The organism is Streptococcus loxodontisalivarius, assembly GCF_016908645.1.
Classification (GTDB): domain Bacteria; phylum Bacillota; class Bacilli; order Lactobacillales; family Streptococcaceae; genus Streptococcus; species Streptococcus loxodontisalivarius.
The window spans coordinates 1-25943 of the sequence record NZ_JAFBEH010000016.1 but is presented as its reverse complement, the minus strand read 5'-3'; the positions used below and the strand labels follow the sequence as shown (position 1 = coordinate 25943).

28 protein-coding genes are annotated in these 25943 nt (G+C 41.6%); 6 read left to right on the top strand and 22 right to left on the bottom strand.

Annotated features, from left to right (window positions below; all coding sequences use genetic code 11):
- Positions 1 to 6: 6 nt before the first annotated feature.
- The 12 genes from JOC28_RS04710 to miaA form a co-directional block, all read right to left on the bottom strand.
- Positions 7 to 795: a Nif3-like dinuclear metal center hexameric protein gene (locus JOC28_RS04710; RefSeq protein ID WP_205009491.1), complete on the bottom strand. Its 789-nt coding sequence runs from the start codon at positions 793 to 795 to the stop codon at positions 7 to 9.
- Positions 785 to 1471: a tRNA (adenine(22)-N(1))-methyltransferase gene (locus JOC28_RS04705; RefSeq protein ID WP_205009490.1), complete on the bottom strand. Its 687-nt coding sequence runs from the start codon at positions 1469 to 1471 to the stop codon at positions 785 to 787. Before JOC28_RS04705 ends, JOC28_RS04710 begins: the two co-directional genes overlap by 11 nt.
- A gap of 166 nt (positions 1472 to 1637) precedes the next feature.
- A complete protein-coding gene (locus JOC28_RS04700; RefSeq protein ID WP_205009489.1) occupies positions 1638 to 2315 on the bottom strand; it encodes a DnaD domain-containing protein in 678 nt (225 codons plus the stop codon).
- 14 nt (positions 2316 to 2329) lie between these two features.
- Positions 2330 to 3274: a homoserine O-acetyltransferase MetA gene (metA, locus tag JOC28_RS04695; protein WP_205009488.1), complete on the bottom strand. Its 945-nt coding sequence runs from the start codon at positions 3272 to 3274 to the stop codon at positions 2330 to 2332.
- 112 nt (positions 3275 to 3386) lie between these two features.
- Positions 3387 to 3905, bottom strand: a complete 519-nt coding sequence (locus tag JOC28_RS04690; RefSeq protein ID WP_205009487.1) for an adenine phosphoribosyltransferase — start codon at positions 3903 to 3905, stop codon at positions 3387 to 3389.
- A gap of 166 nt (positions 3906 to 4071) precedes the next feature.
- Complete coding sequence (recJ, locus tag JOC28_RS04685) at positions 4072 to 6273, bottom strand: single-stranded-DNA-specific exonuclease RecJ (RefSeq protein ID WP_205009486.1); 2202 nt, start codon at positions 6271 to 6273, stop codon at positions 4072 to 4074.
- Positions 6274 to 6289: 16 nt separating this feature from the next.
- Positions 6290 to 7054, bottom strand: coding sequence for an SDR family NAD(P)-dependent oxidoreductase (locus JOC28_RS04680; RefSeq protein WP_205009485.1), 765 nt, complete (start codon positions 7052 to 7054; stop codon positions 6290 to 6292).
- An 8-nt stretch (positions 7055 to 7062) separates the two neighbouring features.
- On the bottom strand, positions 7063 to 7992 hold the full coding sequence (gene rnz, locus JOC28_RS04675) for a ribonuclease Z (protein WP_205009484.1): 930 nt from the start codon (positions 7990 to 7992) through the stop codon (positions 7063 to 7065).
- An 86-nt stretch (positions 7993 to 8078) separates the two neighbouring features.
- Entirely contained in the window at positions 8079 to 8720 is a 642-nt protein-coding gene (locus JOC28_RS04670; protein WP_205009483.1) for a cystathionine beta-lyase, read from the bottom strand.
- Positions 8713 to 9951, bottom strand: a complete 1239-nt coding sequence (gene hflX / locus JOC28_RS04665) for a GTPase HflX (RefSeq protein WP_205009482.1) — start codon at positions 9949 to 9951, stop codon at positions 8713 to 8715. The genes JOC28_RS04670 and hflX overlap by 8 nt, the downstream gene beginning before the upstream one ends.
- 156 nt (positions 9952 to 10107) lie before the next feature.
- Positions 10108 to 11286 carry an LPXTG cell wall anchor domain-containing protein gene (locus JOC28_RS04660; RefSeq protein ID WP_205009481.1) on the bottom strand — a complete coding sequence of 393 codons (1179 nt, stop codon included), beginning with the start codon at positions 11284 to 11286 and terminating at the stop codon, positions 10108 to 10110.
- Between the two features lie 143 nt (positions 11287 to 11429).
- Complete coding sequence (gene miaA / locus JOC28_RS04655) at positions 11430 to 12311, bottom strand: tRNA (adenosine(37)-N6)-dimethylallyltransferase MiaA (protein WP_205009480.1); 882 nt, start codon at positions 12309 to 12311, stop codon at positions 11430 to 11432.
- A 146-nt stretch (positions 12312 to 12457) separates the two neighbouring features.
- Here miaA and JOC28_RS04650 point away from each other — a divergent pair, with 146 nt between their 5' ends.
- Positions 12458 to 12634 (top strand): DUF3042 family protein, encoded by a 177-nt coding sequence (locus JOC28_RS04650; protein ID WP_205009479.1) that lies wholly within the window; start codon positions 12458 to 12460, stop codon positions 12632 to 12634.
- An 84-nt stretch (positions 12635 to 12718) separates the two neighbouring features.
- On the opposite strand, the gene trhO is transcribed toward JOC28_RS04650, so the two are convergent.
- The gene (gene trhO, locus JOC28_RS04645; RefSeq protein WP_205009478.1) at positions 12719 to 13699 is read right to left on the bottom strand and encodes an oxygen-dependent tRNA uridine(34) hydroxylase TrhO; all 981 of its coding nucleotides are present in this window, start codon (positions 13697 to 13699) and stop codon (positions 12719 to 12721) included.
- 150 nt (positions 13700 to 13849) lie between these two features.
- On the opposite strand from trhO, the gene JOC28_RS04640 reads away from it, so the two are divergent.
- The gene (locus JOC28_RS04640; protein WP_205009477.1) at positions 13850 to 14155 is read left to right on the top strand and encodes a hypothetical protein; all 306 of its coding nucleotides are present in this window, start codon (positions 13850 to 13852) and stop codon (positions 14153 to 14155) included.
- 45 nt (positions 14156 to 14200) lie between these two features.
- Here JOC28_RS04640 and JOC28_RS04635 read toward each other — a convergent pair whose 3' ends face one another.
- Together JOC28_RS04635 and JOC28_RS04630 are read right to left on the bottom strand one after the other, a co-directional pair.
- Positions 14201 to 16612, bottom strand: a complete 2412-nt coding sequence (locus JOC28_RS04635) for a flavocytochrome c (RefSeq protein ID WP_205009476.1) — start codon at positions 16610 to 16612, stop codon at positions 14201 to 14203.
- 16 nt (positions 16613 to 16628) lie between these two features.
- Positions 16629 to 17237, bottom strand: coding sequence for an NADPH-dependent FMN reductase (locus tag JOC28_RS04630; RefSeq protein ID WP_205009475.1), 609 nt, complete (start codon positions 17235 to 17237; stop codon positions 16629 to 16631).
- A 237-nt stretch (positions 17238 to 17474) separates the two neighbouring features.
- Here JOC28_RS04630 and JOC28_RS04625 point away from each other — a divergent pair, with 237 nt between their 5' ends.
- Entirely contained in the window at positions 17475 to 18677 is a 1203-nt protein-coding gene (locus JOC28_RS04625) for an L-lactate MFS transporter (RefSeq protein ID WP_205009474.1), read from the top strand.
- A 69-nt stretch (positions 18678 to 18746) separates the two neighbouring features.
- Positions 18747 to 19622 (top strand): AraC family transcriptional regulator, encoded by an 876-nt coding sequence (locus JOC28_RS04620; protein WP_205009473.1) that lies wholly within the window; start codon positions 18747 to 18749, stop codon positions 19620 to 19622.
- A gap of 31 nt (positions 19623 to 19653) precedes the next feature.
- On the opposite strand, the gene JOC28_RS04615 is transcribed toward JOC28_RS04620, so the two are convergent.
- The 7 genes from JOC28_RS04615 to JOC28_RS04585 all read right to left on the bottom strand — a co-directional run bounded on the left by JOC28_RS04615 (position 19654) and on the right by JOC28_RS04585 (position 23604).
- Positions 19654 to 20388 carry a PHP domain-containing protein gene (locus tag JOC28_RS04615; protein WP_205009472.1) on the bottom strand — a complete coding sequence of 245 codons (735 nt, stop codon included), beginning with the start codon at positions 20386 to 20388 and terminating at the stop codon, positions 19654 to 19656.
- A 12-nt stretch (positions 20389 to 20400) separates the two neighbouring features.
- Positions 20401 to 20844, bottom strand: coding sequence for a cytidine deaminase family protein (locus tag JOC28_RS04610; protein ID WP_205009471.1), 444 nt, complete (start codon positions 20842 to 20844; stop codon positions 20401 to 20403).
- Positions 20845 to 20955: 111 nt separating this feature from the next.
- Positions 20956 to 21915, bottom strand: a complete 960-nt coding sequence (locus tag JOC28_RS04605; protein WP_205009470.1) for a hypothetical protein — start codon at positions 21913 to 21915, stop codon at positions 20956 to 20958.
- A gap of 98 nt (positions 21916 to 22013) precedes the next feature.
- Entirely contained in the window at positions 22014 to 22763 is a 750-nt protein-coding gene (locus tag JOC28_RS04600) for a DUF3169 family protein (protein ID WP_205009469.1), read from the bottom strand.
- Positions 22764 to 22765: 2 nt separating this feature from the next.
- Positions 22766 to 23119: a hypothetical protein gene (locus tag JOC28_RS04595; protein ID WP_205009468.1), complete on the bottom strand. Its 354-nt coding sequence runs from the start codon at positions 23117 to 23119 to the stop codon at positions 22766 to 22768.
- The gene (locus JOC28_RS04590) at positions 23116 to 23331 is read right to left on the bottom strand and encodes a helix-turn-helix transcriptional regulator (protein ID WP_205009467.1); all 216 of its coding nucleotides are present in this window, start codon (positions 23329 to 23331) and stop codon (positions 23116 to 23118) included. Before JOC28_RS04590 ends, JOC28_RS04595 begins: the two co-directional genes overlap by 4 nt.
- A gap of 54 nt (positions 23332 to 23385) precedes the next feature.
- Entirely contained in the window at positions 23386 to 23604 is a 219-nt protein-coding gene (locus JOC28_RS04585; protein ID WP_205009466.1) for a hypothetical protein, read from the bottom strand.
- A gap of 219 nt (positions 23605 to 23823) precedes the next feature.
- On the opposite strand from JOC28_RS04585, the gene JOC28_RS04580 reads away from it, so the two are divergent.
- Together JOC28_RS04580 and JOC28_RS04575 are read left to right on the top strand one after the other, a co-directional pair.
- A complete protein-coding gene (locus JOC28_RS04580) occupies positions 23824 to 24969 on the top strand; it encodes a cobalamin-independent methionine synthase II family protein (protein ID WP_205009465.1) in 1146 nt (381 codons plus the stop codon).
- Between the two features lie 618 nt (positions 24970 to 25587).
- On the top strand, positions 25588 to 25943 hold a 356-nt coding region (locus tag JOC28_RS04575), incomplete at its 3' end, for a transposase family protein (RefSeq protein ID WP_205009464.1).

Here is a 25943-nt window from a genome sequence, read left to right as displayed (position 1 = left end):
ACCTCCTTACAGGTGTGAAAAGGGGTTGGTTGAGGCCTGACTAGCTAGAAAATCAAGCTCCCAGCCCTCTTCAGCCTTCCAAGTCTCAAATTTTTCAAGGAGCTTACTGATAAAGAGCGCCTCGATATGATGCCCTGGATCAATGGCCAAAAGACCGTTGGTAATCATCTCCTGCCCTGTGTGGTAATAAATATCCCCAGTCACAAAAACCTGAGCGCCTTTAGCAAGAGCATCCTGATAGAAACCTTGACCTGAGCCACCACAGATAGCAACACGATTTACGGTAGGATTGTCACCATCATAACGAACCAATCGCACAGCATCCAAGCTAAAAACGTCTTTAACCTTGAGGGCAAAATCTTCCAAAGTCTGCTCCTTGATAGAGCCAACTCGTCCAATTCCGTAACCATCTTGAGTCTGAGTGAGATAGTCAGGTTCTTCAATGTCAAGCAGTTGACAGAACCAATCATTAAGACCATCAGGCACAACATCAATATTGGTATGGCTGACATAGACGGCAATATCATTTTTCACTAACTTGAGCAGGATATCATTTTGTGGACTGCTGACGAGATTTTTCAATGGTCTAAAAATCGGCGCGTGTTTAACAATAATCAAATCCACGCCTTTTTCGATTGCCTCAGCGACCGTATTTTCACGGATGTCCAGACTAATCATGACCTTTTTGACATCCTTATCCAAACTTCCGACCTGAAGTCCAGAGATATCACCTTCCATAGACAGCTCCTGCGGGCAATATTGCTCATAGCGTTGGATGACCTGACTAGCTTTCATTTGCCAAAACCTCCTTGATTTTTTCCATTTTTTGGATAAGAGCAGAGCGACTTTCTTCATTTGAGAGGGGAACTTGGGCTAGAGCGATGTCCAATTTATTCCACTCACGTTCCCATTTGAGACGGAAAATGTCTGACAAGTCCGTCATCAGAAAAGGTCCGAATCGCTCTTGGTCTGCTGTCAATTCTGCCTGCCCTGCTTCTGCTACAAGAATTTCATAGAATTTGCCATTTTCAGTCATGATTTCTTCAGCAATAATAGCGAAGCCATTGGCCACCAGCCAGCGACGAAGGTCGTCTTCACGATTGTTGGGCTGCAAAATCAGACGGTCAACCGAAGTCAGTTTTTCCTTGCCTGCCTCTAAAATATCCGCAATCAGGCGACCACCCATACCACAGATGCTGATAGCGGTCACTTGATCACTTGGTTCAAATGCAGCTAGGCCATTAGCCAAGCGTACTTCAATTTTTTCTTCAAAACCTGAAGCTGCCACATTTTTCTGGGCAGATTCAAAAGGACCCTTGACAACTTCTCCTGCAATGGCAGAGCTAATTTTTCCTTCTTCCAGTAGAGCGATTGGTAGGTAGGCATGGTCTGACCCTACATCCAAAAGCTTTGCCCCTTGTGGGACATAGGCAGCCACTTGGCGCAATCGTTGTGATAAAACTGTTTCCATTTCCTTACTTTCTATTCTTCTAAGACTTTGGCACTTTGCGTGCTATCATCTTTATCATTGTACTTTATTTATTATAGCATATAGCAAAAGAGGAGGCGACCACTGGCAACAAGGCAAGTATCTGGTCTCCTCCTCTCTATACATCTATTGACCAAGAACTTGTCCCTTAGTCACTCCAAAGATCCATGGCAGACAAGAAGTCATCTGAAACCTGCACATTCTGCGGATTTGATTCTTCTCTTTGGCGACGTCTTTCCTCAACCTGTCTGAGGGTCGTAATCCCTTCACGGCGCCAGTTACGCAAGATGGCATTGATATAGTTCCAATTGGTCTTACCATTGAAAACTGCCTCTCTCAATGCCGCCCGTATCAAGTCAGGATCCGCCTGTTCCTCACGAATGGTCTTTTGAAGATCTTCTAATTCAAAAGGACTAAGCATGCGACCTAGTTCTCTTTCAAAATCTTCAACCAGACTCTTGAAGTCATTGCTAGATGGCTGAGCTGCTTGCGGACTTGCTTGCGGTGTCAGGAGTTCTTCTAACTTTTCAAGAGCCAGACTGGCATCAAAAATGACCTCGATATCGCCGTCCAATTCAATGGTTTTCATGGCTAGAAGCCCTGCATTTGTCAAACGAGAGATGGAACGGTTGACCTCAGTCACCGTTTTGCCCAAGGCTTCCGCAATACTGCTAGGAGCCATTTCACTCAACTGACTGGTATTTTGCAGGTAGAAAAACTGCCAAATCAGAAAATCATCACTAGATGTGAAAATATCTTTAAAGTTGAAAAGCAGGCTACCTGGCAAAACCAGATGTCCTGACTTAATACTGTCCAAATAAGTCATAAAGTCAAACCTCTTTAGAGGTAGCCGTAGAATGAAAAATCGTTCTCCAACTCCTCAAGTCGATAAGGTGTCTCTTGATAAACAGCATAGTTAATCCAGTTGCTAAAGAAGGTTGCCGCAGCCAAGTTCCAACGCATTTGAGGTTCTTGACTGTCATCATCATCTGGGAAATAGTTGGCAGGAATCAGCGGGCATTTGCCTGCCTTTTGATCTCGATCATATTCCTTAGCCAGCGTATCTTTGTCATACTCAAGATGACCAAAACTATAGATCTCACGCAGATCTTTACTTGCTAGAATTGATAAGCCAACTTCTTTTCCAGTTGCCAAAATATCCAAATCAGTCTTCTCACGTAAAACATCCTCTGGTACGTCTGTGTAGCGAGAATGTGGTGAGACAAAGACATCATCAAATCCTCTCATCATGGGATTTAGAGGCTGATTGACAACTTGCTCGTAGATGCCAGATAATTTTTCAGACATCCTAACCTTGTCTACACCATACTTATAGTAAAGCCCTGCTTGCGCACCCCAACAAAGGTGAAGGGTCGAATAGACATGGGTTTTAGCCCAGTCAAAGACCTGCGTCAGCTCTGTCCAATAATCGACCTCTTCAAAAGGCATGGTTTCAACGGGTGCTCCAGTGATAATAAGCCCGTCATAGTATTTGCTCTCAATCTCATCAAAGGTCTTGTAGAAGGTCTTCATGTGCTCGGCATGTGTGTTTTTAGACTCATGACTAGCCATGTAGAGGAAGTCAACATTAATCTGCAGTGGCGTATTAGCTAGAAGGCGCAATAGCTGACTTTCGGTTACTTCTTTTGTTGGCATCAAGTTCAAAATCAGAACCTCCATTGGTCTGATATCTTGTTGCTGCGCTCTTGTATCGTCCATGATGAAGATATTTTCAGAACGTAAAATATCTAATGCGGGTAACTGTTTGTCAAGTTTAATAGGCATGAAAACATCTCCATTTCTTATAATATCCTATCTTAATATTATAAAACATGGAGATATAGTTTTCCATTATATATTTTCTTTAGCTAGATATAGTTTTTAACTATACCCTGGATTAACCTGGGAAGTTCATCAAAACTTTGCAATCATAGCCTTCAATAGCCTTACGTCCATCAAGTCCGTCAAGCTCGATAAGGAAGGCACAACCTGCAACGATACCACCAAGTTTTTCAATCATTTCGATAGTAGCTTTCACTGTACCACCAGTTGCCAAGAGGTCATCAACGATAAGAACGCGTTGTCCTGGTTTAATAGCGTCAGCGTGCATTGTCAAAGTATCCACACCATACTCTTTTTCGTAGTCAGCTGAGATAACTTCACGTGGCAATTTACCTGGTTTACGAACTGGTGCAAAACCGATACCGAGTTCAACTGCTACTGGACATCCGATGATGAAACCACGCGCTTCTGGTCCAACGATCATATCAATATCGTGGTCACAAGCATATTGAGCAATCTCACGAACTGCGTAGTTATAAGCTTTTCCGTCAGCCATCAATGGTGAGATATCACGGAAAGTGATGCCCTCTTTTGGGTAGTTTTCAATCGATGCGATATATTTTGTTAAATCCATAATTAAGATATCTCGGGTAAATCCCCAAGTTTCATTCCTTTCAAGTTGGGTTGCCCCAAAAAATGTTTTTACTATTTATTATAACATATTTCTAGCTAATCACAATCATTAAGATTGTCGTCAGTCTATTCTAATCCTTGTTTAAAGAGACGATTACTGCACAAGATTACTCTTGTGTCAGCCAGTTATAGATTTCCTGTGGTGTTCCCAAAGCCATTAGTTCTTGGTATTTGACTGTTGCCTTGAGTTCCTGATAGATGCTACTCTCTTCAAAAGCACGTTTTGGAGCATCTTTAACAACTGTCATCACACCGTCAGAAATGCTTACAAAGCCTAATTCTTCAAAAATCTGAATCATCTTAACCAGAAGAATCTGATCAATTTTCAGATAAGAGCTGAGCTCTTTGAGCTTGTAACGCACATCAAAATTTGGGAACTGATAGATGGTCTTATAGAGCTTGGCGAATTGATCTCGTGTCCCAAAGCCCGTTAGGTAATAACTTTGCTTGATGTCATTTTTAAAATAGATGGCTTGGAAAGTCTGATTAGCAAGGCTTTCTTTCAGGTCTTCTGCACTTTCTGGTAGTTCATCCAGAACCAAAACAGGACCTCGAGCACCCTCAGAATACAGGGCTACACCTGATGGGAGACTAGCATTTCTAGCACGAATGTCGAAAAGCTGAACGCCGTCAACACGAGCGTCCTCCATCATCAATTGGAGAGTCGTTGCACCATTCCAGACATTGACAGACAGAGTCACTGCAAGTTCTAAGCCCTGCGCCTGTTGAAATTCCTGAACCAAAGCACCTTGACCAAAGGCAACCACATCAAAACTTGCCTGCCCCTGCTGGATTTTCAACTTAAGATGGGCATTGCCCTGCCCCATGGTTCTAGCCTGTGTCACTTGGAAATGGCGGAGCCAGAAGACAGGTTTCTTATTGTCCATACCGAATGGAGCTAGTTTTTCAAGAGACTTAATAGTTTCAAGACTGAGATCTTCCAGTTGCAATTCCTCATCAAGCTGCAAAGGATTTTTGAGACTCGTATCAATCTCATTGTCAATGACAAATTGGCAGAGCAAGTCTGACAAGGTTTCAAGATTTTCTTCAGGAAGCGTCATACCAGCAGCGCCAGCATGTCCCCCAAAGGCTGTGAAGATATCTCGATGATCATCCAGAGCTTGGAAGATATTAATCGATTCCAGACTGCGGGCAGAGCCTTTAGCAGAGCCATTTTCAATATTTAAGACTACAACTGTCTGACTAATCTGTTCCATAATACGACCAGCAACAATCCCAAGAACACCTGGATGCCAGTTCTCCTTGGCAAGAACCTGAACAGGCTTATCCAAATCAACCATGCTCATAGCTTCATCGAAGATGGTCTGCACAATCTCCTTGCGCTCTTCATTTTTACCATTAATCATGATGACAATTGCCTGCGCTTCATCATCATCAAAACCAGTTAGAAGCTCAATTGCAGGATTGGGATCATCCAGACGCCCAAGTGCATTTAGCTGGGGAGCAATCTTGAAACCAACTGTTTCTTCATTGATAGTGTTTCGGTCAATGTCAGAAATCTGCATCAACTCCTGCAAACCAACTCGCTCGGTGTCTTTCAGCATTTGCAGACCGACCTTAACCATGATTCGGTTCTCGTCAGTCAGACTGACCATATCAGCGATTGTACCAATGGCTACCAAATCCAACATTTCAGTAGGAATAGTCTCAAGAAGTGCCGTAGCTAATTTGAAAGCAACGCCACAACCTGCTAAATGTTTAAAAGGATAGTCAGCTTCTGGATGTTCTGGGTGAACAATAGCATAAGCATTTGGAAGCTCTGCTGGCATGCTGTGGTGGTCTGTCACGATGACATCCACTCCTGCCTCTTGGGCATAGGAAATAGCTTCCTGTCCAGCTACGCCATTATCCACCGTGATAATCAAGGAAATATCCTGCTGCTCAATAAAGTACTTGTAGACGCTTAGGTTGGGGCCGTAACCATCGGTGAAGCGATTAGGGAGATAGACCTGAGCCTCAGCACCCATCATCTCCAAGGTTTCTTTGATAATGCTGGCGCTGGTCATCCCATCGGCATCATAGTCACCATAAACCAGAATCTGCTCATAGTTTTCGATAGCCTGACGAATACGTGCCACAGACTTTTCCATGTCATGGAGGAGATAAGGATCATGAAGGTGCGACAAATCAGCAGCTAAAAAATCATCGAGTGCCTCTTTGCTGTCGACACCTCTAGCCACCAAAATCTTAGCAGCATCCTCTGTCAAATTAGCCTCTTTGGCTAGTTTTAAAAAGGCATCATCAACAGCCTTGTCATTGAGATGCCAATCATATTTTGAAGTAATCATTAAATCTTATATTTCTCTATTTGTAGTTAAAGACCTTGCGGGCTAGATAGTCTCCTGTTTTTGGGAAGAGACTGTACAATTTGGCTGTCGCTGCTAGGGAAAAAGGCATATTGAGTTCACGCTTATTTTTTCCGAAAATCTTGTAGATGCGTTTAGCAACCACATCAGCTTGCAAGGTGTATTGTTGAACGGATTTGAGATAATCTCCTGACGGATCCGCCTTGTCAAAAAACTTGGTAGCAATCGGGCCTGGATTGACGGTTGTCACATAGACACCGGCATCAGCCAATTCCAAACGTAGGGCGTTCGAAAAGCCAATCATGGCAAATTTGCTTGCCGAATAGATGGTTGATTTAGCTGATGCAACCAAGCCAGCAATCGAAACGATATTGATTAGCTGCCCTTGTCCACGCTCTGCCATTTTCTGACCGACCAAGCGTGAAAAGTTAATCATGGCAATGGTATTGACATCAAACATCTGACGAATCGTTTCAGAATCATACTGATCATAGGCCTTAAACTCGCCAAAGCCAGCATTGTTGATAAAGATATCTATCTGACCGAATTGTTGATAAATGCTTTCAACAGCCTCTTGAACTGCAGCATCATCTGTAATATCAAGAGCCATCAAGTGTTGATTGGCTTTGCTGCCAAATGCCTCAAGTAAGCGCTCTTGACTACGTCCCATTAAAATAAGCTGGTCGCTCTCAGGAATCAGCTTAACCAATTCTTGAGCGATACCACCTGTTGCTCCTGTAATGACAATAAGGCGTTTTTCCATCCTACTGACTATACCTCAACTTCTTCTAGGTCACGGACCACATGAACATTTTCAAAAATAGTTGCAGCATCGCGCTCCATCTGCTTGCAATCACGTCCAAGGAAACGAGCTGACACGTGATTGAGGAGGAGACGCTTAGCAGATGCTTCTTTGGCTACTTCTGCTGCCTGCATATTGGTTGAGTGACCATGATTGCGGGCAATCTTTTCATCGCCCTTGCCATAGGTTGACTCATGAACCAAAATATCAGCTCCCAAGCCCAGACGAGCACTGGCTGCGGTCTTGCGAGTATCTCCTAAAATGGTAACAATCTTACCTTTTTTAGGTGCAGAAATGTAATCCTTGGCAATAATCTTAGTGCCATCTTCTAGGACAACATCTTGACCATTTTTCACCTTACCAAAAAGTGGTCCGAAAGGCACACCTGCTGCCTTAAGCGCTTCTGCGTCCAAGGTACCTTCAAGGTCCTTTTGCATGACTCTGTAACCAACACAAAAAATCGTGTGGTCGAGTTTTTCGGCATAGACAGTGAACTTGTCAGTCTCCAAAATCTTTCCAAGTGATTTATCATCAAATTCATGGAAATTGATATGGTAAGGTAGACGAGAACCCGTCACCTTCAAGCTAGACATGACAAACTGCTTGATACCAATTGGTCCATAGATATCAACATCCGTCTGTTCTTCATTTGCTTGGAAGGCACGTGTTGACAAAAAACCTGGTAAACCTAGAACATGATCCCCATGCAAGTGGGTAATAAAAATTTTCTTGATTTTGCGGGGTTTAATGGTAGTCTCTAAAATCTGACGTTGCGTCCCCTCGCCACAGTCAAACATCCAAACCTCATTGATCTCATCCAAGAGCTTCAAAACAAGGCTCGACACATTACGCTGCTTGGCCGGCTGACCAGCACCCGTCCCCAAAAATTGTAATTCCATACTTAATCTACTAAAGCCAATCTTAAACTGATTGCTAGTCTAAAATGTTTTACAGGGCAAACACCCAAAGGCTGTCCTTTCTGATACTAATTCTGTTCTTTAATATAGGCGATGTACTCTCTCTGCTGGAAAGTCACATAGCACTGCCCCTTATAAGCCTGCAAAAGTTCGGCTAATTCATCGGCATTGAAACTCTTAATCTTGATAAAGCCTGCCTTTAAGCGACTAATTTGACTCAACAGAGCAGATTCAGGCGTCAAATCCTCTAAGACAGTCTCATCAAACTCCTGCGCTGCCATTTTGATTTGTCCTTGCTCTCTATAAACCTTATACTGTGGGAAAATCTGCGCCAGCTCAAAAAGTAGGTCTAGGCTAGGCTGACTATCTTCCTCTGGGAAAACAAGAGCAGTTTGGTTGGCACTCTCAAAGCATAAACCGTAAGACTTGCCAGAAAGATTGAGACGAATAAAAGGTTTTGTCTCATCGAAAGAGGGCTGACTATTCCAGAGATTAAAGGCTTCTGAAATTTGTGCAAAATAATCTGTCGCCGCTGTCGGTCCCTGCTTTTGATAGAGTTCAGCAAAGTAGGCATTGATAACGCTTGGTGGAGGTGTGATAAAAGCCAACTGCTCTTCTTTAGACAGATTTTGCAGCTGATTGCTTAAAAAGACCTTATCCAAACTGGTATAACCACCGTAAGTCAATGCCAGTTCAATCATTTCAGTCATAAAGTTCTTCTAGCCTCCATTTATTTTTCTCAGCGATATAGCCTGTGATTTCTTCTTCATTATGCTCAAATTGGTAAGAATCCAAGAGAGCAACCTTGTGTAAATCGTAAAGTTTATAGAGATTTTGCGCTGAAACCTTGATTGAAAAAGATTGGAAAAGGTGACGAATTTCATCTATGATATAGCGTCTTAACAAATCTCTGGCCCCATCAGCACGGGCTGATAGACGGACATTGGGAAAAGCTGTCGCTGTCAGTTTTTCTGTCACATCCATTTTATTATAGATAGCTAGTCTCGGAATATCTAGCATATCCAAATCTTCAAGAATGTCTAGGACAACCTTCTCCTGCTCAGCATGATTAGCATCTGAAGCATCGATAACATGCAGCAAGAGATCAACATGACGGCTCTCCTCCAAGGTTGACTTGAAGGCTGCAACCAACTCAGTCGGCAAATCCTGAATAAAACCAACAGTATCTGTCAAAGTCACCTGAAATTGATCCTTGAGATAAATCTGCTTAGTTGTCGCATCTAGTGTTGCAAAGAGCTCATCAGCCTCATACTGACGATTATCAGTCAGTAGATTCATGATTGTTGATTTTCCGGCATTTGTATAACCAATCAGACCAATTTTAAAGGTCTCAGAATCTAGACGACGCTCTCTGACCGTATCACGGTTTTTCTCAACAATTTTGAGTTGGCGCTCAATATCCGAAATCTGATTGCGAATGGAACGTCGGTTAAGCTCCAACTGACTCTCACCAGGACCACGGCTCCCGATTCCACCAGCTTGTCGGCTAAGCATAACGCCCTGACCTGCCAAGCGTGGCAACATATACTTAAGCTGAGCTAGATGAACTTGGAGCTTTCCTTCGTGACTTCTGGCACGCATGGCAAAAATATCCAAAATCAGCTGCATACGGTCGATCACCTTAACATCAAAAGCCGCTTCCAAATTAGAATTTTGACGAGGTGTCAAGCGGTTATTAACGATAACCGTATCAATCTCATCAGCTTCAATCATATTCTTAATTTCTTCTAGTTTTCCAGAACCGATAAAGGATTTACTATCGTAGCGCTCTCTTTTCTGAGTATAGGATGCAACCACCTCAGCACCTGCTGTCTCAGCTAGACTGGCCAACTCTTCCATGGACATGTCAAAATTCTCAGTGTTCTGCAACTCAACACCAACCAAGATAACACGCTCTTGTTTTTTCTGAGTTTCTATCATAGGATGCCTCCATTTTCTTTTTTTCATAAAAAGGAGCCTAGTAAAAGAAACCACTAGACTATATTTTTTCTCTTTTCAATATTATATCAAAAAATACTTAAAATCTGAACTGAAAAACAAGAAAACTCCAAAGCTCAGAGGCTCTGGAGAATATCTTTATTTTTCTTTTTTCTTCTTAAGGAGATAGACACCGACAGCAGCCAAGATAACTAGACCAACTGCACCCAAGATTGATACAGTTTCACCAGTTGAAGGAAGATTTGAAGATTTGTCTTCTTTCTGAGCAGAGCTTGAACTTGCCTGACTTGAACTAGATGATGAAGAACTTTGTGAGCTTGAATTTGAACTTGAAGCTGTCTTATCAGATGCAGCCTGCCCATCAGTTGAGACTCTTGTAAATTCACTACCGAATGATGGATTATCGTAAGTCATTTCTTCAAAGCTACTTGAGCTCCAAAGTACTGGTTTCATAACATCACCATCCAAGTAGAAACCTTGTTGGTACTGAACATACATGCCACCAATACCACCTTCTAAGAATGAACCATCTGGAGCAACTAAGCGATAGAGATTGTCTCCAACTTTTTGAACCTTAGAAATCGACATTTCTTCAGAAATATCCATACCAGCATTCTGATCAACAAAGCTTTTTGACACTTTTCCATCAGCAGAAATCACATAAGTTTCCTGCACATTTTGGTTACCACCCCAGCTGACACTTGCCTGCCAAGTACCGACCAATTCTTTTGGAAAATCGATTGTATCGTAATCGACATTTGATAGGTCAATGCTTGTGAATGCGTAATCTTTTGACCAATTATCTGCAGAAAGATCTGCTCCGAATTGAAGATAGAGTTTGTCGTTTGCTAATACCAAACCACTTATTTGAGAATAGTCGACATCACCGATAAGAACTTCATTATTGAGTTCAGCATAAGATGATGTGATATCAAATGAGTAAACACCCTCTGCCAACTGTTCAATGTTAGCAACTTGAACTGATTCAAGAGACTCTTGATCCCCTGACTTGATTTGCACTGACAAGCCATTATTGGTCACAATCATACGAACATTGTAAGACTGTCCATCGCTTTCGTAATTGTTTTCCCAAGTTCCTTGAAGGTTTGCTGGTAGGTAATCAAGGGCAATAGCTGAGCTAGCTGATGATTCCTCACTTGCTTCTGTCACAGTCGCTTCAGATGTTTCAAGGACAGTAGTCACTTGGCTAGATTCTGTTTGACTATCTTCTGCATAGGCAAGTTGATTGTTTGAAATTCCTGCAGCAAAGAGTGCCAAAACTAAAACTGATCCTAAAATATAACTTTTCTTTTTCATTATGATACCCCTTTCAATTTCTAAATTTATTATAGCTGAGCTTGAAATAAAAATCAAGTACTTTTTGTAACATTTTTGAAATATTTTGTAATATTTGTTATAAAACTAAAAACCTCGATAAAACTATCAAGGTTTACTGAGTCTTATGATAAAAATGTCGTCACTTTTTCTGTAATTTGAGATAGCATCTCTGGATCACTGATTTGATAGAAATCAACGGTCATACGGTTTCTAAACCAAGTTAACTGGCGCTTGGCAAAGCGTCTTGTATTTTGTTTGAGTTTTTCAGTAGCCTCTTCCAAGCTCTGCTGCCCTTCAAAATAAGGAAAAAGCTCCTTATAGCCGATTCCGCGACTAGCTTGGGCTTGAGGATAGTTATCATAGAGCCATCTGGCTTCATCGAGCAAACCCTCAACCATCATGACATCAACACGCTGGTTGATACGGTCATAGATTAGCTGGCGGTCATCATTGAGTCCAATAATCATGGCTTCATAGGGTGCTTGGCTATTTTCCATATTCTGTCCAAAGCGTGCTAACTCCAGTGCTCGGATAGCTCGTCTTCGGTTGAGCTGTGAGATTTCTATAGATAGCTCTGCTATTTTTCCAAAAAGCGTCTCATCGTCCAAGTCCTCAAGTTCCTTACGATAGTTAAGAAGCTCCTCTTGATCCAGATCACCACCCAGATGATAACCTTCAAGTAAGCTTTGGAGGTAAAGTCCAGTTCCTCCAACCAAAATGGGTAGCTTACCTCGAGCGCTGATGTCTGCAATAGCCGCCTTGGCCTCAGTCACAAAATCAAAAGCCGAATAGGTCTCGTCTACCTCACGCACATCTATCAAGTGGTGAGCAGCCTGCGCCTGCTCATCGGCTGTCGCCTTGGCAGTCCCAATGTCCAGATGTTTATAGACCTGCTGGCTGTCGCCTGAAATAATTTCGCCGTCAAATCTCTGTGCCAACTTAATTCCTAAGGCAGTCTTTCCAACTGCTGTCGGTCCTACGATGACTAGAATTTTTTCTTTCACTATATCTTCCTTTTCTCATTGATATCGGTCTGAGGTCTGATTTTTAAGGAAAGCATGCTCTTTCACTTGTTATTTAGACCTTTTTGCGTTATGCTTATTATATCATAAGAAGTCTCGTAAGAGATGCTAATCAGGAGGATATCAATATGGCTAAAAAATTCGCATTCGCAAAAGGTCTCGTAACTGGCGTTATCGCTTCTGCAGCTGCTGTCGGTGGTGCTGCTTATGCTGTTAAGAAAAAAATCATCGAACCTGAAGAAAAGAAAATCGCCTTCATCGAAGAAAACCGTAAAAAAGCAGCACGTAAACGTGTTAGCCACTAAGAAGAAATGATCTGGGAGAAGCTCTCAGATTTTTTATTTTATTGTAGAAAAAAACTGCCGAGTTTGACTCAGCAGTTTTCATTTTTAGGCAAGGCTTGTTAAGCTTTCACCGATAGCTTGTAGGCGGCTTTCCCATTCAGCTTTTGAGAGACCATTTTCTTGGACATAACGATTACGTTCGTGAGCACGGCATTCTGCAGAACAGCCACCAACATACTTAGCTTCATTTTCCTCTGAAGCTAGGATACGGCGGTTACAGAAAGGATTGGCACAGTTGATGTAACGCTCACAGGGACTACCGTCGAACCAGTCTTTACCGATAACAACTGGATTAACATGGTTAATATCAACGGCAACACGTTCATCAAAGACGTACATTTTACCATCCCAAAGCTCTCCCTGAACTTCTGGGTCTTTTCCGTATGTAGCAATGCCGCCGTGAAGCTGACCGACATCTTTGTATCCTTCACGGACCATCCAACCAGAGAATTTCTCACAGCGGACACCACCTGTACAGTAAACAACCACACGTTTGTCCATGAATTTTTCCTTATTATCACGTACCCATTGTGGTAGTTCACGGAAGTTGCGAATATCTGGGCGAATAGCTCCGCGGAAGTGTCCTAGGTCATATTCGTAGTCATTTCGAGTGTCAAGAACAACTGTATCTTCGTCAAGCAGAGCATCCTTGAATTCTTGTGGTGATAGGTAAGCACCTGTTGTTTCAAGCGGACTTAGGTCGCTATCAAAATCGTTGTCCTCCAAACCTAGGTGAACAATTTCTTTCTTATAACGAACGAACATTTTCTTAAAGGCTTGCTCCTCTTCGAGGTCAATCTTGAACCAGAGGTCAGCAAAGCGTTCATCGTTGTGTACCCAGTCCATGTACTTTTGAGTTGTTTCATAGTCACCTGAAACTGTGCCGTTGATCCCTTCGTCAGCAATCAAGATACGTCCCTTGAGTCCAATTGACTTACAGAAATCAAGGTGAACTTGAGCATACTCTTTGGCGTTCTCGATGGGAACATATTTATAGTAAAGCAAAACGCGTATATCTTTAGACATCATGTCTCCTAAATTCTAAATAGTTTATGAAAGCATTATACCGTTTTCATAAGTCTTTTGGAAATCATTTGATTATTAAAATAAGTGAGCATGAGCTCTGCTATTTCCCAAAACTTATGCTAGACTATGGGAAAAGATTGGAGACCAGATATGACCTACGAACTAAGCCTTGAATATGGGAGTTTTCCTTTGAAACTCGTCGATGAATTTGCGGAAAGTCGCAGAGCTATTCCTGATTTTATTGCCCAAGATAGTGAGCTGATTGCTAAATTGGAAGAAGTCAATAGCCTCTTTCACGAGCTTTTTCATACCATTGAATGTCAATTTTTCTATATTGGTTATGAATTTCCAGAGAAAAAGGAAAAAGTAACCCAGCTTTATAATGAAATCGTCCAGGATATCAAGACAAACTACCCAGACCAGGATATCCTTATCGAATCACTTTACTTCTATTGAAAGAAAGAGAAAAGAGTTTGAATCAAGGATTCAAACTCTTTTTGCTTAACAAAATTCTTTGACTGCTGTTTGGCCTGCGATACGTCCAAAGGTGAAGATGTCTGTCAGTGAATTTCCTCCTAGGCGGTTACCTGCGTGGAGGCCTCCTGCCACTTCGCCTGCTGCATAAAGCCCTGGAATGACCTTGCCAGTTTCAGCGATAACATGGGTTTGGGGATCGATTTTGAGTCCTCCCATGGTGTGGTGAACAGCTGGCTTGCGTGGGGTAGCATAGAATGGTGCTTTTTCACATTTAAGGTCAAAGCTTCCCTTGTTAAATTCTGGGTCATGCCCTGCGTCTACATAAGAATTGTAGTTGCTGATGGTTTCAACTAGAACTTTTGGATCAATGTTGATCTGCACTGCTAATTCTTCTAAAGTATCTGCTCTAAAGAGGGTTCCAGCTTCAACTTGCTTGTCGATTTTTTCTTGGCTGGTATTATAAGCTGTCGCCTTAATATTATCATCAGCAATGAGATAGAAGAGTCCACCATTGTCAATGGCTGCTTGAGACAATTTGTCACGGCTGCCATATTCGTCAACGAAACGTTTACCTTCTTGATTGACCATAATAAAGTTGGCTGGTGGCACTTGAAGTCCTGAGAAGAGGGCACCTGTAACGGGATCTGAAACAGGCATCATCTGGCTGAATCCCATACCAACAAGATCTGCACCGACAGTTTGACCTAATAGAATACCGTCACCTGTAACCGCTGGAGTATTTGATGTTGCGATATTGTCATCAATTTCTGACCAGTAAGTATTGTACTGTTGAAGCATCTTGGTATTGGCACCGAAGCCACCTGATGCTAGGACAACAGCCTTGGCATTGATGGTGATTTTTTGACCATTGCGTCCTGTAGCGATAATGCCCTTGATTTGACCATCTTCCACAATTAATTTTTTAACTGGAGAATCTGTCAAAATCGCTCCGCCATTTTCACGAACGAATTTTTCTAGGACGGAAATAAAAGCAAATCCCATAGGTTGAACGGGTTTATGTCCACGACGCCAGAGAGCACCGACAGGCATGGTTACTTGGCTGTGATCAAACTCAACACCAATTTCTTCCAACCAACGAACAGAGCCGATGGCATTTTCAGTCAAGACCTTGATCAGGTCGTAATTACCGTGAATTTCATTACCCTGACGGTCAAAACGTTTCCCACCAAGATAGGTTTGAATGCGATAAAGAAGGGTTGAGTCAAAGAGGTAACTTGGATCTTTGAGGTAGTTTTCAACTTCTAGCTGCAGGACTTTGAAATCATCACGGAATTCTGGATCGATGGCTTCAAGGTCCATGGCAATCAGTTCTTGCAAGTTATGATCTTCACCAGGATTAGCAGCGAAGCCCTTTTGCCAAGCTGGGTCTGGCGCATTCATAGGACCACCTGCACGGACCGTATTTCCTCCGATTGCAGGGAATTTCTCAACGACGATAACTTCCTTACCCTCCTGAAGAACGGCTGCCGCAGCTGCAAGACCGGCACCGCCTCCACCGACAACAACGACGTCAGTTTCGTATAGGCGATTTTCTTTGTCCAAGGCTGATGGTGCCTTATCGCATTTTCTAAGAACATCTGGATTGGCACCAGCTAATTTAACCGCACGCGCAACGCCGTCTAGGACACCGTTTGACGTAACAGATGCTCCTGAGATAGCATCGACATTGAGGGTTTGACCTTCAATAATCTCAGCAGGAACACGGGTAAAGACGATGTCTGAAATCCCTGAGGTCTCACCTGAGCTGTCAATATCAATCTTTTCAATACGTTGCTCAGACAGAGTCACTTCCATAGGAAGTTTACCATTGTGACCTTCAGTGGTTACTTGATAGGTTCCTGGTTCAAATTTGATTTCTTCTGGAAGATTGAGCTGATTGGCAACTTCTACAAAACGTTGGAATTTAAAGAAACATGAGTCAAGGAAGTCGATTGTTCCTTCGTTAATCAAGTTTCCTTCTTCATCAAAGGCCTTGTGAGCTCGGCTGAGAAGGAACTCACTTCCTGGCATAACGGTTGCATTAACACCTGGTGCATCTAGGATTTGGCGCAGGTGCAATTGGGCACGAGAAGAACCCTGGATATCATAAGAAGCACCGACAATCATGGTTGGTTTGCCATCAAGAGGGTGGATGTTAAAGGACAACCATTCTAGCAGGCTGTTTAGGCTTGAAGAAATGGTGTGGTTATGCTCAGCTGTTCCAATGATAACACCATCTGCTTCAGAGATTTTCTGGTTGAAGGCTTGGATAATCGGTGTGTCTGTTTGATCATCTGTCTCATTGAACATAGGAACATCAGTAATTTCCATAACCTCAATCTCGGCCTTCTTAGCAAAGTGTTTCTTCATGAACTGGAGGAGGTTTCGGTTATAAGATTGTTTGGCATTGGTACCAACGATAGCGACTAATTTCATCTCTTTTCCCTCTTTTCTATGCTTCTAACCAAGTTTCCCAAATGAAGGCTTTTTTACGATCGGTATCCTTTTCTTTAACCAAGGCTTGGGTCAATGTGACAAATTCTTGAAATTCTGCAAAGTTATCTTCCAGCTCTGCCACTTTTTCAGGAACAACCAAGTCGCAGTCATCTGTCAATGATTGCTCTGAACGGCTAAGGAAAAATTCCGTACCAGGCATGACACGTGCCTTCAATTCAGGAGCGTCCAAAATCTGACGTAGGTGGGCTTGGGCACGAGAGGTTCCAAGTAGTCCAAGAGAGGCACCAACAATCATGGTTGGCTTGTTAATGAGGGCACGGCTAGTGTAAGCAATCCACTCCAAGGCTGAGGCTAAAGGTGCTGGAATAGTATGGTCATACTCAGGCGTCGCAATAATGACCCCATCTGCTGCTAAAATCTTATCTGAGAAAGCTTCAACTACCGCAGGAGCTTTTTTATCTTCTGGCTGATTGAAGGCAGGAAGGTCCTTGATTTCAAGAAGGTCAATCTCTGCTTGACTAGCAAAATGCTTAGCCATGAATTTCAGCAATTTACGATTTGTAGAACGGTCAGAATTTGTTCCGACAATAGCAACCAACTTCATATTGTTACCTCTTTCACAATTTAATTTCTGACACCATTATACTACTTTAGACCCACTTGTATAGGCTAAAAATAGCACTTTCAAACAATAGTATTGATTTTTAAAACAATTGTACAATTTTTCACAAAAATATCGATTTTTTGTTATTTTCTTCACAAATTCCGTTGACAGCCCTTTCATTCTTTGTTATTATCCTTGTGAAAAAACAAACATACTCAATGTCAGAAAGGACAGCTTATGGAAAAATCACTTAATCGTTGGCAGGTCATCATCGCCTCAACTGCTATTCTACTTTGTACTGGTGCAATCTATGCTTTCAGTGTCTTCGCTAGTCCGCTGAGTCAGCAGACTGGTTGGGAAATGTCTCAAACCATGCTAGCCTTTAGTATCAATAACGCTATTGGTCCTATTCCCATGATTTTTGGTGGTTACTTGGTTGACAGAGGTTATGTCAAATGGACCATCAGCTTGGGAGCTTTGCTATTTGCCCTAGGCTTCTTCCTAACTGGTTTCGCTACAAGTCCTGCTATGCTCTATCTTACTTATGGTTTAATGGCAGGGCTGGGGCAAGGTTTTGCCTACTCAGGTGCCCTAAGTAATACGCTCCGTCTCTTCCCAGACAAGCGAGGCTTAGCGTCAGGAATATTAACTGGAGGAATGGGCTTCGCTGCTGTTCTTGCCTCTCCTATCGCATCAAGTCTTATCCAGTCACACGATGCCAAATTTGCCTTTAAAGCTCTAGGACTTGCTTACATCGTCATTGTTCTCATTGCTAGCTTCTTTATCAAGGCAGCGCCTGCTGGCTATAAACCTCAAGGTTGGAATCCTCCTGCAGCTAAGGCTGGTAAGGAAAGTAAAACGTGGACTGAAATGCTTAAGACTCCAATTTTTTACATTATTATCTCAATGTTCTTTATCGGGGCATTTTCAGGTCTTATGATTGCGTCACAAGCGGCTACTATCGGTCAATCTATGTTCGGACTTGCAGCTGGCACAGCAGCTCTCTATGTTAGTCTCTACTCAATCAGTAACTCATCTGGTCGCTTCATCTGGGGGACAATTTCAGATAAGATTGGTCGCAGCAAGGCGCTTGCCTTTATTCTAGGATTTGTTACCGTCGCTCTCTTCTGTATGATTCTCATCCCTGGGCAAATTGGTTTTGCGATTGGTATCATTGGACTAGGTATCTGCTTCGGTGGTGTTATGAGTGTCTTTCCATCAATGGTTATGGAAAATTACGGACCTGCCAACCAAGGTGTCAACTACGGTATCGTCTTCACAGGTTATTCATTGGCAGCTTATTTTGCACCAAAGGTTGCCGTTCAAATGGCTACTGCCAATAAAGGAGACTACACCAGCGCCTTTTATGTCGCTATCGTCCTTGCCCTAATTGGACTAGCCCTCAACTTCCTCTACGCAAAAGCAAGCAAGAAATCATAAAACTAAAAGTCAGGCAAAATTGACCTGGCTTTTATGTTACAATAAGAAAAAGACTTTAAAGGAGGCATTATGACTTCTTCATCTTATCATCTCAAGGACAATCCATCTGGTTTTCCCTACAAGTTTTTCCAGACTCATATCAAGGATGGTTTCCCTGATGTCATCTATCATTGGCATCCTGAATTGGAGATTATTTTTGTGGAAAAGGGCAGTGCTCGCTTTCATATCAACTACGAGATTTTCAATAGCCAGCCTGGTGATCTGATATTCATCCAGCCTACCAGTATGCACTCTATCCATCCTATTGATCAGGAGGAGCATATCAGCCAAACCTTTAAAATTCATCTGGATAATCTGGGGCGGTCTACAATCGAACAGTTCAGCCAGCGCTACCTGCAACCACTCCACAATGGTCACTTTGAACTGCTCTCACGCATCCAGCCCCACATGGAGGGCTATCAGGAAATTAAGAATTTAGTTCAAGCCATTTTCAAGCTCTGCCATGACCAGCCCCTATACTATGATATCCTCCTAAAGGCCAAGCTCCACGAACTTCTCTACCTGCTCTACAGTAAGCGTTATGTAGTACGCCACTACACCGATGATGTCTATCGCAAGTATGAGAAGCTCAAGGACCTGATTGCCTATCTCAATCAGCACTACATGGAGCCTTTGACCATCGATTTTTTAGCGGATTATTTTGGTTATAGCAGAGCTCATTTCATGACTATTTTCAAGCAGCATACAGGCTCTTCTTGTTTGGATTTTCTTCTTCAGCTGAGACTCTCAAAAGCCTGCGAAGCCCTTGTCCAAACTGACCAATCCATCGCTCAAATCACCGAGTCAATCGGTTTTAAAAACCAGGCAAATTTTAACCGACAGTTCAAGCAACGCTATCAAATGACGCCCCTGCAGTATCGCAAGCAATTTACTGACAAAGACTAACCCCGACAGATTAAACTGCCGGGGCTTTGTTTTATAGAATTTCTTCCTGAGGAATGTCAAATTCCTCCAAAATAGCTGAAATCTTATCGAATGAAAGTCGGAAATGTTCTAATTTATGACCATCTGATCCGATAGAATACTTGTGACAGCCTTCTTCCTTGACTAGTCCAAGTGCATAACGGTAGAGATGTTCATGATGGTAGAGATACATGGATTTGCTGTTGAGTTCGAAGGCTAGGTCTGCTGCGATCATTTTTCGGAAAATCCTGCGCAGCTGATCTTCGTACTGGGCTAATTCATCAACCGTCACTTGAAACAAGCGAAAACCGTAGTCGAAATGCGCCAGCACATCAGCTTCCACTCGTCCAATGGCATACTCTAGCTTGTCAAGGTATTCTTGAATGATGGCATGCTTATCCATATCTGCAACCTCATCATCTAGATAATCGTTGACACCATTATGATGGACTGAGAGGAGTTTGAGGTCATAGTCTTTGTCAGCTAGGAAGCTGAGAATATCTGCCTCTCGAGGCTCATAGTAGCCAATCTCAATCCCTCGCTTGATACGGTTGTCATAGATGCGATTAAGCTCTGCGATTTCTCCAGAATAAGCCTCATAGTCAGGAACATCATCCTGCTTGGTGTAGGGATTGGACAGGTCGTAGTGCTCGGTGGTCACAATCTCGCCCTGATAGGTGTCCAGATAGTCCTTAAAATCGGCATCCGAATCGTAAGAGTGGTGTGTGTGTAAGTGGTTGTCGCGCATGGGGTTTCCTCCTTAATCGTCTAGTCCGTCAATGCCAGCGTCCATTCGCTCCTGCCCCCACCAAAGAGGCATAAGCTCGCCTAAAGTGATAGTCTCGCCCTTATCATAGTCCAGCATAAACTCCAAGTCCTTATTATCAGCCGACAGCTGCATGAGAAACTCTCGACAAGCCCCGCAAGGCATGCCAGAACCCTCGCCATAGGGAGCCTTGTCCCTAAAAGCAATCACACGCTTGATAGTCGTTTGACCAGACTGCTGATACATGTTAAAAGCTGCCGCACGCTCCGCGCACAGATGAAAGACACCACATGTCGCCTCAAAGCAGTAACCAGTGAAAATCTGACCATCCTCTGCTTCAATAGCAGCCACCACATGATTTGAATAAATGAAAGGCGAAACATAATGAGGATTATAATCCTTCTTTGCAGCCTCGTAAAGCTCTTGCCAACTTGCCATAATAATCTCCTTTTAGTCTAGTATAACAGAAAATGACTTATTCAAGACCATCAGAACAGATAAATAATTGGAATTTGACCTATGATATAAGGTATCATAAACCTGCTTCTTCTATTCCTCCTTAGCCTGATACCAATTCATCAAATCATCATAGGATTGGACAACATGGTCTTGACCATCTTTGCTATATTCTCCATAAAGCGTCACCCCTTGGAAAAGGTCCGTCTCATCCTCCGTAGAAAGTAAACGAGCTATCTCTTTATCTTGAACAGGACTAAGATTATTAAAGCTATTTCCCTCTTTCATAAACTTCAAGCTTTCAGGATACTCTTTAGCTAGACGTAATTCTGAATAATCAATATCAGCCGTGAAATACAATACTGAGATATAGTCAGTCTGGTCATCTTCATCTCCGTCCTTATAATAAGAGAAACCTCTTTCCTTGAGTTTATCATAGACATTGGTCACTTTTTGAGTATAAACTGGCGAAAATCCAACAGAAATAACTTCTAAATCGTGGGAATCAGTGCTAATAACTTTCCCTGAGTCAATATCTATTACTAGAAATCTAATCCAATTATCGCTATACCTATCTTCACTAAAATCAAAGATAGATACTTCAAAGACCCATTTTCCTGTTTCCTTATCTTTGTAAGGAGTGAAAGGGATATATGGTAAGTAATTTTTGTTGTAGTTTTGAATAATACTAAGAATATTCAAGCTTTTAACTAATTTTTTCTTTGTAGAGTCCGTCTTATACAAATCAACATAGAAATAATCATCATGATAAATTTCATTTGGGTCATCCAACTGTGATGGCTCCTTTTGATAACCTACACGAGCCCCCATAATATACTTGTTGGATAATGCATAATGATCTCCTTCAAATATAACAGCTGAATTACCAATATTGGTATATTTCAATGAATACCCGATATACCAACCACCATTATCTTTCAGTTCTTCATTATAAGGTTTAGGACCATAAGTTTTATAATAATAAAATCCACCCGCACCAAAGCAAATAAGAAGAAAAACTAAGATACTAATTATCCATTTTCTTTTAGTCATATACTCTCCAATACTATCTTAGCCAACCTCCCTATAACTGAAAAGCTGAGCTAATAGCATTCTCTTCCTTCATAAATTTCAAACTTATCTTAACTTCCTCAACTGTAAAAATCACGTGTCATCTTGATATTAGCAAACATAATATAGAGATGAATACTTGCAATCACAAGGATAGATAGTACTTCTGCTCTCTGAAAGAGGATTGAAGTGAAGAAAACAAGGATATAAAGACCTGGCAAAATAAGATTACTAAGGTTTAAGAGAACATTGAAGGACATCTTATAGTTGGCTTCTAGCTCTGCTTCATCCATTTGCATAACATTATTTTTCAATTCTTTGAGTGTTGGTTGTAGTGGCATGTTAATGCCCTTAACCTTATTATAGAATTTTATGAGGACAATCTGACTAAGTCCAACAATAATCAGCGCAGCTAATTCAATCAGTGGAATAGAAAGTTCCATACCGTCTGCCAAAATCATGACACGATAAGATAATATGAGCGCCAGCATTGTCAAAACAGCTGCAACACCTAGAGCAATAGTAGCGTAACTTGATTTTTTATTGGCAAGGCGATAGAAATCATCCGAAGACTGGTCATCCATAGCCTCTTCAGACTTTTGAAAGTCCTTTTTAGCCCTCATGTAATAAGAGATAGCCGTAAGAAAAGCCACTAGATAGAGAATCCTGACTAACGAAATGAAACTATCTAGAACTATTGCCGAAGAAACGAGGTCCAACATTCTCTCATGACCGACCTCGACCAAGAGATAACCACCCCCAAATCCGATCAAACCGCCTACCAAGGCACCTATACCTAGTTGTTTTAAAATACGAAACATTGTTTTCATCACTAATCCTCTTTCTTTTTAAATGAATCTCCAAATAAACAAATGTAAATAATCAAAAGATACCAAGTCATATCCGTATTAAGCGGAAGAATATGGAAGCTATATACTAGCCAGATCAGAGGTAAAACTATTGATAAAACATGAGCCACCTGTCTCCACTTATCGGCTAAAGATTTTCCTGAATCAACCCAAGAAGACAAACCCATTAAAAACCAAAGTAGCCACTCAAGAGGAACGCCTCCATTTTTATAAAAATAATTATAAGTTCCCACAAGTAGGATAAGCAGACTAACAACAAATAGGATAATTGCTAAAACGTAATATACTTTTTCATTAGCACTGAACACTTTTCTCATTCTTCTACCTCCACGATTGAAAAGACGTTTTCGAGTGGCTCTTGAAAAACTTGCGAAATTTTCAGAGCAATCAAGACTGACGGTGTGTACTCACCACGCTCAATCAGACTGATGGTCTGTCTGGAAACGCCAGCCAACTTTGCCATTTGGGTCTGATTGACTCCGTCTCTGGCTCGTAATTCCTTGAGCCGATTTTTTAAGATTATTCCCATAGGTACTCCTTAATATCTGATTTAATCTTTAAAAGTTTTAGAAATCCCAGAGTTTTAGTTACTTCCATATTCTTTAAAAATAACAAGAAATATCGGCATAGCAATAAATGGAGAAACATCCTCAAGATAAGCCCAAAATACAGACCAATCCCATTCTTGAAATGAAATGTAATGAGGTGTCATAATAAGCAAGCCTATAAGAATATTTGTCACTAAAATTGAAATCACAAATTTTATTGATTTTAAATCAAGAACTTCTTTACCCTTTTTCATAAATAAGACCCCCCTATTTTGTAATCGTTTTCTTTTCACATTTTCATTGTAGCATATCATATTATTTTTGACAATGATTATTGTCATTTTTTTCATTATCATAGTCATTTACAATTCCATATAGTTTTAAACTATAACTCCTAGCAAATTTTAACTATTTTTCAAATGGGGATTTGTCGGTTATGATAGGATTATCTTAAAAAACACGAGGTAGTTTATATGACAAAGTCTAAATTCCAATTGGTTGGTTCTCTTCTTCGCCCTGCTGATTTGCGCGACTATAAGACTCAAATCGAGCATCGTGATGATATTCAATACCCTTTCTATGATAGTTTCGAAGGCTATCAAGCTACTGAAACGGCTGATATCAAGCAAGTCATTGCTGAGCAGAAAGAAAATGGTATCGACATCTTGACTGATGGTGAATACTCTAAATCAATGTGGCACTTGGACTTTGTCTGGGGTCTTAAGGGTATCGAGCGCTATATTGCCGATCACGGTTACACTTTCCAAGATCATGACGGTGGTCAATTTGAGACGCGTAAAGACATCGGTATCCGAATCACTGAGCCACTTTCAGGTAAAAATCACCACTTCATCGATATCTACAAATTGGTAAGAGCTGAAGCTGGCGACACAGACACTAAATTGACTGTTTGGGGTCCTGCTCACGCCTACACTGAGTTGGCTATCTTCGATGGCTTAGCTGGTCAAGGTCAGGTCTACGAAACTAACGCCGACCTCAAGGCTGGTTTGATTCAGGCTTACAAGGAGTTCTTGGACGATTACAAGGCTGCTGGCGGTGAGATTATCCAGTTTGACGACTGTCTCTGGGAACTCTTTGATGAGAGCAATCCTGCGTCATTCTTCGCCGATGGCAATGCTGCGCTAGCTGACTTGGCTGACGAATTTATCGCTATCAACAATGAAGTCGTAGACTATGGTCATGAACTTGGACTTAAGGTTTGGACCCACAACTGCCGTGGTAACTATGAAAGCCGCTCTGCTGCTGAAGGTACCTATGAAGCTATCGCTGAAAAATTCTTGCGTGACCAACACTATGACCGTTTCTTCCTTGAATGGGACAGCGAAACTGCTGGTGACCTTAAAGCCCTTGAAAGTCTCAAAGACAAGGATGCCGAAGTTGTACTTGGACTCCTCTCATCAAAAACAACTGACCTTGATGACGAAGAACGTGTCTACAAACTTCTCCAAGAAGCTGCTCAAATCTTGCCAAAAGAACGTCTCCTTCTATCTCACCAATGTGGCTTTGCTTCATGTGACTCAGGAAATGAACTTGCTATCCCACAACAATGGGCAAAAATCAAACAAGGTCAAGATATCGCCGCTAAATTCTGGGCATAAAAATAAACTAAAAAAGCACTGGGAATTTCCAGTGCTTTTTTCTGTGTGATGGTTGCTTATTACCCTTAAGTCTTTCTAAAAAATCTTTCTGACCCTATCCTTTTCACAATCCTTGGTTATTACTTTTATGCATGTAAAGCTCTCCACTTCCTTACAGCACTTGATTTATTATCGAGGGACATTGATTATGGGAAATATTATGTGACAATGCTACTACTTCATTTGATTTAAGTCAGAAAGTTCACTTAGAAACTCGCAAGCTTTTCAATACCATCTTTATGGTGAGGCTATTTCTCTCTCCAAAAATAGGACCTCTTAGAGATAAAAACGACGCGTTTCAAATCTCTACTTAAAGAAGTATATCAGACTCTAGCATATATGTAAATAGTTTTGCTTAGATTTTTTATTTTTGTCAGATATTTTAATTTTCTGACAAGTCTGTAAAAACTGAATCTTTCAACAAAAACAGCTAGAAATTTTCTTTCTAGCTGTTTTGGCTCTATACTTTCTGTAGTGGGTAAATCCACCAAGGGGATTGTAGAGCTTTTTGAATGTAGAAAAAAAGTCCCACATGACTTATAATGAAAAGCGCTAAAACAACTCATTAGAAAGATTCATATGGAACAAGTAGATTATATCAAAGACTCGCTCGATATTAAAGACCCTAACATTACTTTTGAAAAAGATTTTGACAAGTTCCCAACTCACAAAGTCTTTTACGCCAAGCTAGACTACGATGTACCACAATGCCCAAATTGCCAAGGAGACATGGTTAAGTACGACTTCCAGAAACCCTGCAAAATTCCTTACCTCGAAATGGTTGGCTACAAGGTTCTCATTCGCCTCAAAAAGCGTCGTTTCAAGTGTAAATATTGCGGGAAAATGGCTGTCGCTAAGACTTCACTCGTCCGAGAAAACCACCAAATTCCTAATATTGTCAACCTCAAAATCACGGAGAAACTCATGAGCCGTGA

Excerpts from the sequence above, each read along its gene's own strand:
- JOC28_RS04710 (WP_205009491.1), bottom strand. The coding sequence starts at position 795 with ATGAAAGCTAGTCAGGTCATCCAACGCTATGAGCAATATTGCCCGCAG.
- JOC28_RS04705 (WP_205009490.1), bottom strand. The coding sequence starts at position 1,471 with ATGGAAACAGTTTTATCACAACGATTGCGCCAAGTGGCTGCCTATGTC.
- JOC28_RS04700 (WP_205009489.1), bottom strand. The coding sequence starts at position 2,315 with ATGACTTATTTGGACAGTATTAAGTCAGGACATCTGGTTTTGCCAGGT.
- metA (WP_205009488.1), bottom strand. The coding sequence starts at position 3,274 with ATGCCTATTAAACTTGACAAACAGTTACCCGCATTAGATATTTTACGT.
- JOC28_RS04690 (WP_205009487.1), bottom strand. The coding sequence starts at position 3,905 with ATGGATTTAACAAAATATATCGCATCGATTGAAAACTACCCAAAAGAG.
- recJ (WP_205009486.1), bottom strand. The coding sequence starts at position 6,273 with ATGATTACTTCAAAATATGATTGGCATCTCAATGACAAGGCTGTTGAT.
- JOC28_RS04680 (WP_205009485.1), bottom strand. The coding sequence starts at position 7,054 with ATGGAAAAACGCCTTATTGTCATTACAGGAGCAACAGGTGGTATCGCT.
- rnz (WP_205009484.1), bottom strand. The coding sequence starts at position 7,992 with ATGGAATTACAATTTTTGGGGACGGGTGCTGGTCAGCCGGCCAAGCAG.
- JOC28_RS04670 (WP_205009483.1), bottom strand. The coding sequence starts at position 8,720 with ATGACTGAAATGATTGAACTGGCATTGACTTACGGTGGTTATACCAGT.
- hflX (WP_205009482.1), bottom strand. The coding sequence starts at position 9,951 with ATGATAGAAACTCAGAAAAAACAAGAGCGTGTTATCTTGGTTGGTGTT.
- JOC28_RS04660 (WP_205009481.1), bottom strand. The coding sequence starts at position 11,286 with ATGAAAAAGAAAAGTTATATTTTAGGATCAGTTTTAGTTTTGGCACTC.
- JOC28_RS04650 (WP_205009479.1), top strand. The coding sequence starts at position 12,458 with ATGGCTAAAAAATTCGCATTCGCAAAAGGTCTCGTAACTGGCGTTATC.
- trhO (WP_205009478.1), bottom strand. The coding sequence starts at position 13,699 with ATGTCTAAAGATATACGCGTTTTGCTTTACTATAAATATGTTCCCATC.
- JOC28_RS04640 (WP_205009477.1), top strand. The coding sequence starts at position 13,850 with ATGACCTACGAACTAAGCCTTGAATATGGGAGTTTTCCTTTGAAACTC.
- JOC28_RS04635 (WP_205009476.1), bottom strand. The coding sequence starts at position 16,612 with ATGAAATTAGTCGCTATCGTTGGTACCAATGCCAAACAATCTTATAAC.
- JOC28_RS04630 (WP_205009475.1), bottom strand. The coding sequence starts at position 17,237 with ATGAAGTTGGTTGCTATTGTCGGAACAAATTCTGACCGTTCTACAAAT.
- JOC28_RS04625 (WP_205009474.1), top strand. The coding sequence starts at position 17,475 with ATGGAAAAATCACTTAATCGTTGGCAGGTCATCATCGCCTCAACTGCT.
- JOC28_RS04620 (WP_205009473.1), top strand. The coding sequence starts at position 18,747 with ATGACTTCTTCATCTTATCATCTCAAGGACAATCCATCTGGTTTTCCC.
- JOC28_RS04615 (WP_205009472.1), bottom strand. The coding sequence starts at position 20,388 with ATGCGCGACAACCACTTACACACACACCACTCTTACGATTCGGATGCC.
- JOC28_RS04610 (WP_205009471.1), bottom strand. The coding sequence starts at position 20,844 with ATGGCAAGTTGGCAAGAGCTTTACGAGGCTGCAAAGAAGGATTATAAT.
- JOC28_RS04605 (WP_205009470.1), bottom strand. The coding sequence starts at position 21,915 with ATGACTAAAAGAAAATGGATAATTAGTATCTTAGTTTTTCTTCTTATT.
- JOC28_RS04600 (WP_205009469.1), bottom strand. The coding sequence starts at position 22,763 with ATGAAAACAATGTTTCGTATTTTAAAACAACTAGGTATAGGTGCCTTG.
- JOC28_RS04595 (WP_205009468.1), bottom strand. The coding sequence starts at position 23,119 with ATGAGAAAAGTGTTCAGTGCTAATGAAAAAGTATATTACGTTTTAGCA.
- JOC28_RS04590 (WP_205009467.1), bottom strand. The coding sequence starts at position 23,331 with ATGGGAATAATCTTAAAAAATCGGCTCAAGGAATTACGAGCCAGAGAC.
- JOC28_RS04585 (WP_205009466.1), bottom strand. The coding sequence starts at position 23,604 with ATGAAAAAGGGTAAAGAAGTTCTTGATTTAAAATCAATAAAATTTGTG.
- JOC28_RS04580 (WP_205009465.1), top strand. The coding sequence starts at position 23,824 with ATGACAAAGTCTAAATTCCAATTGGTTGGTTCTCTTCTTCGCCCTGCT.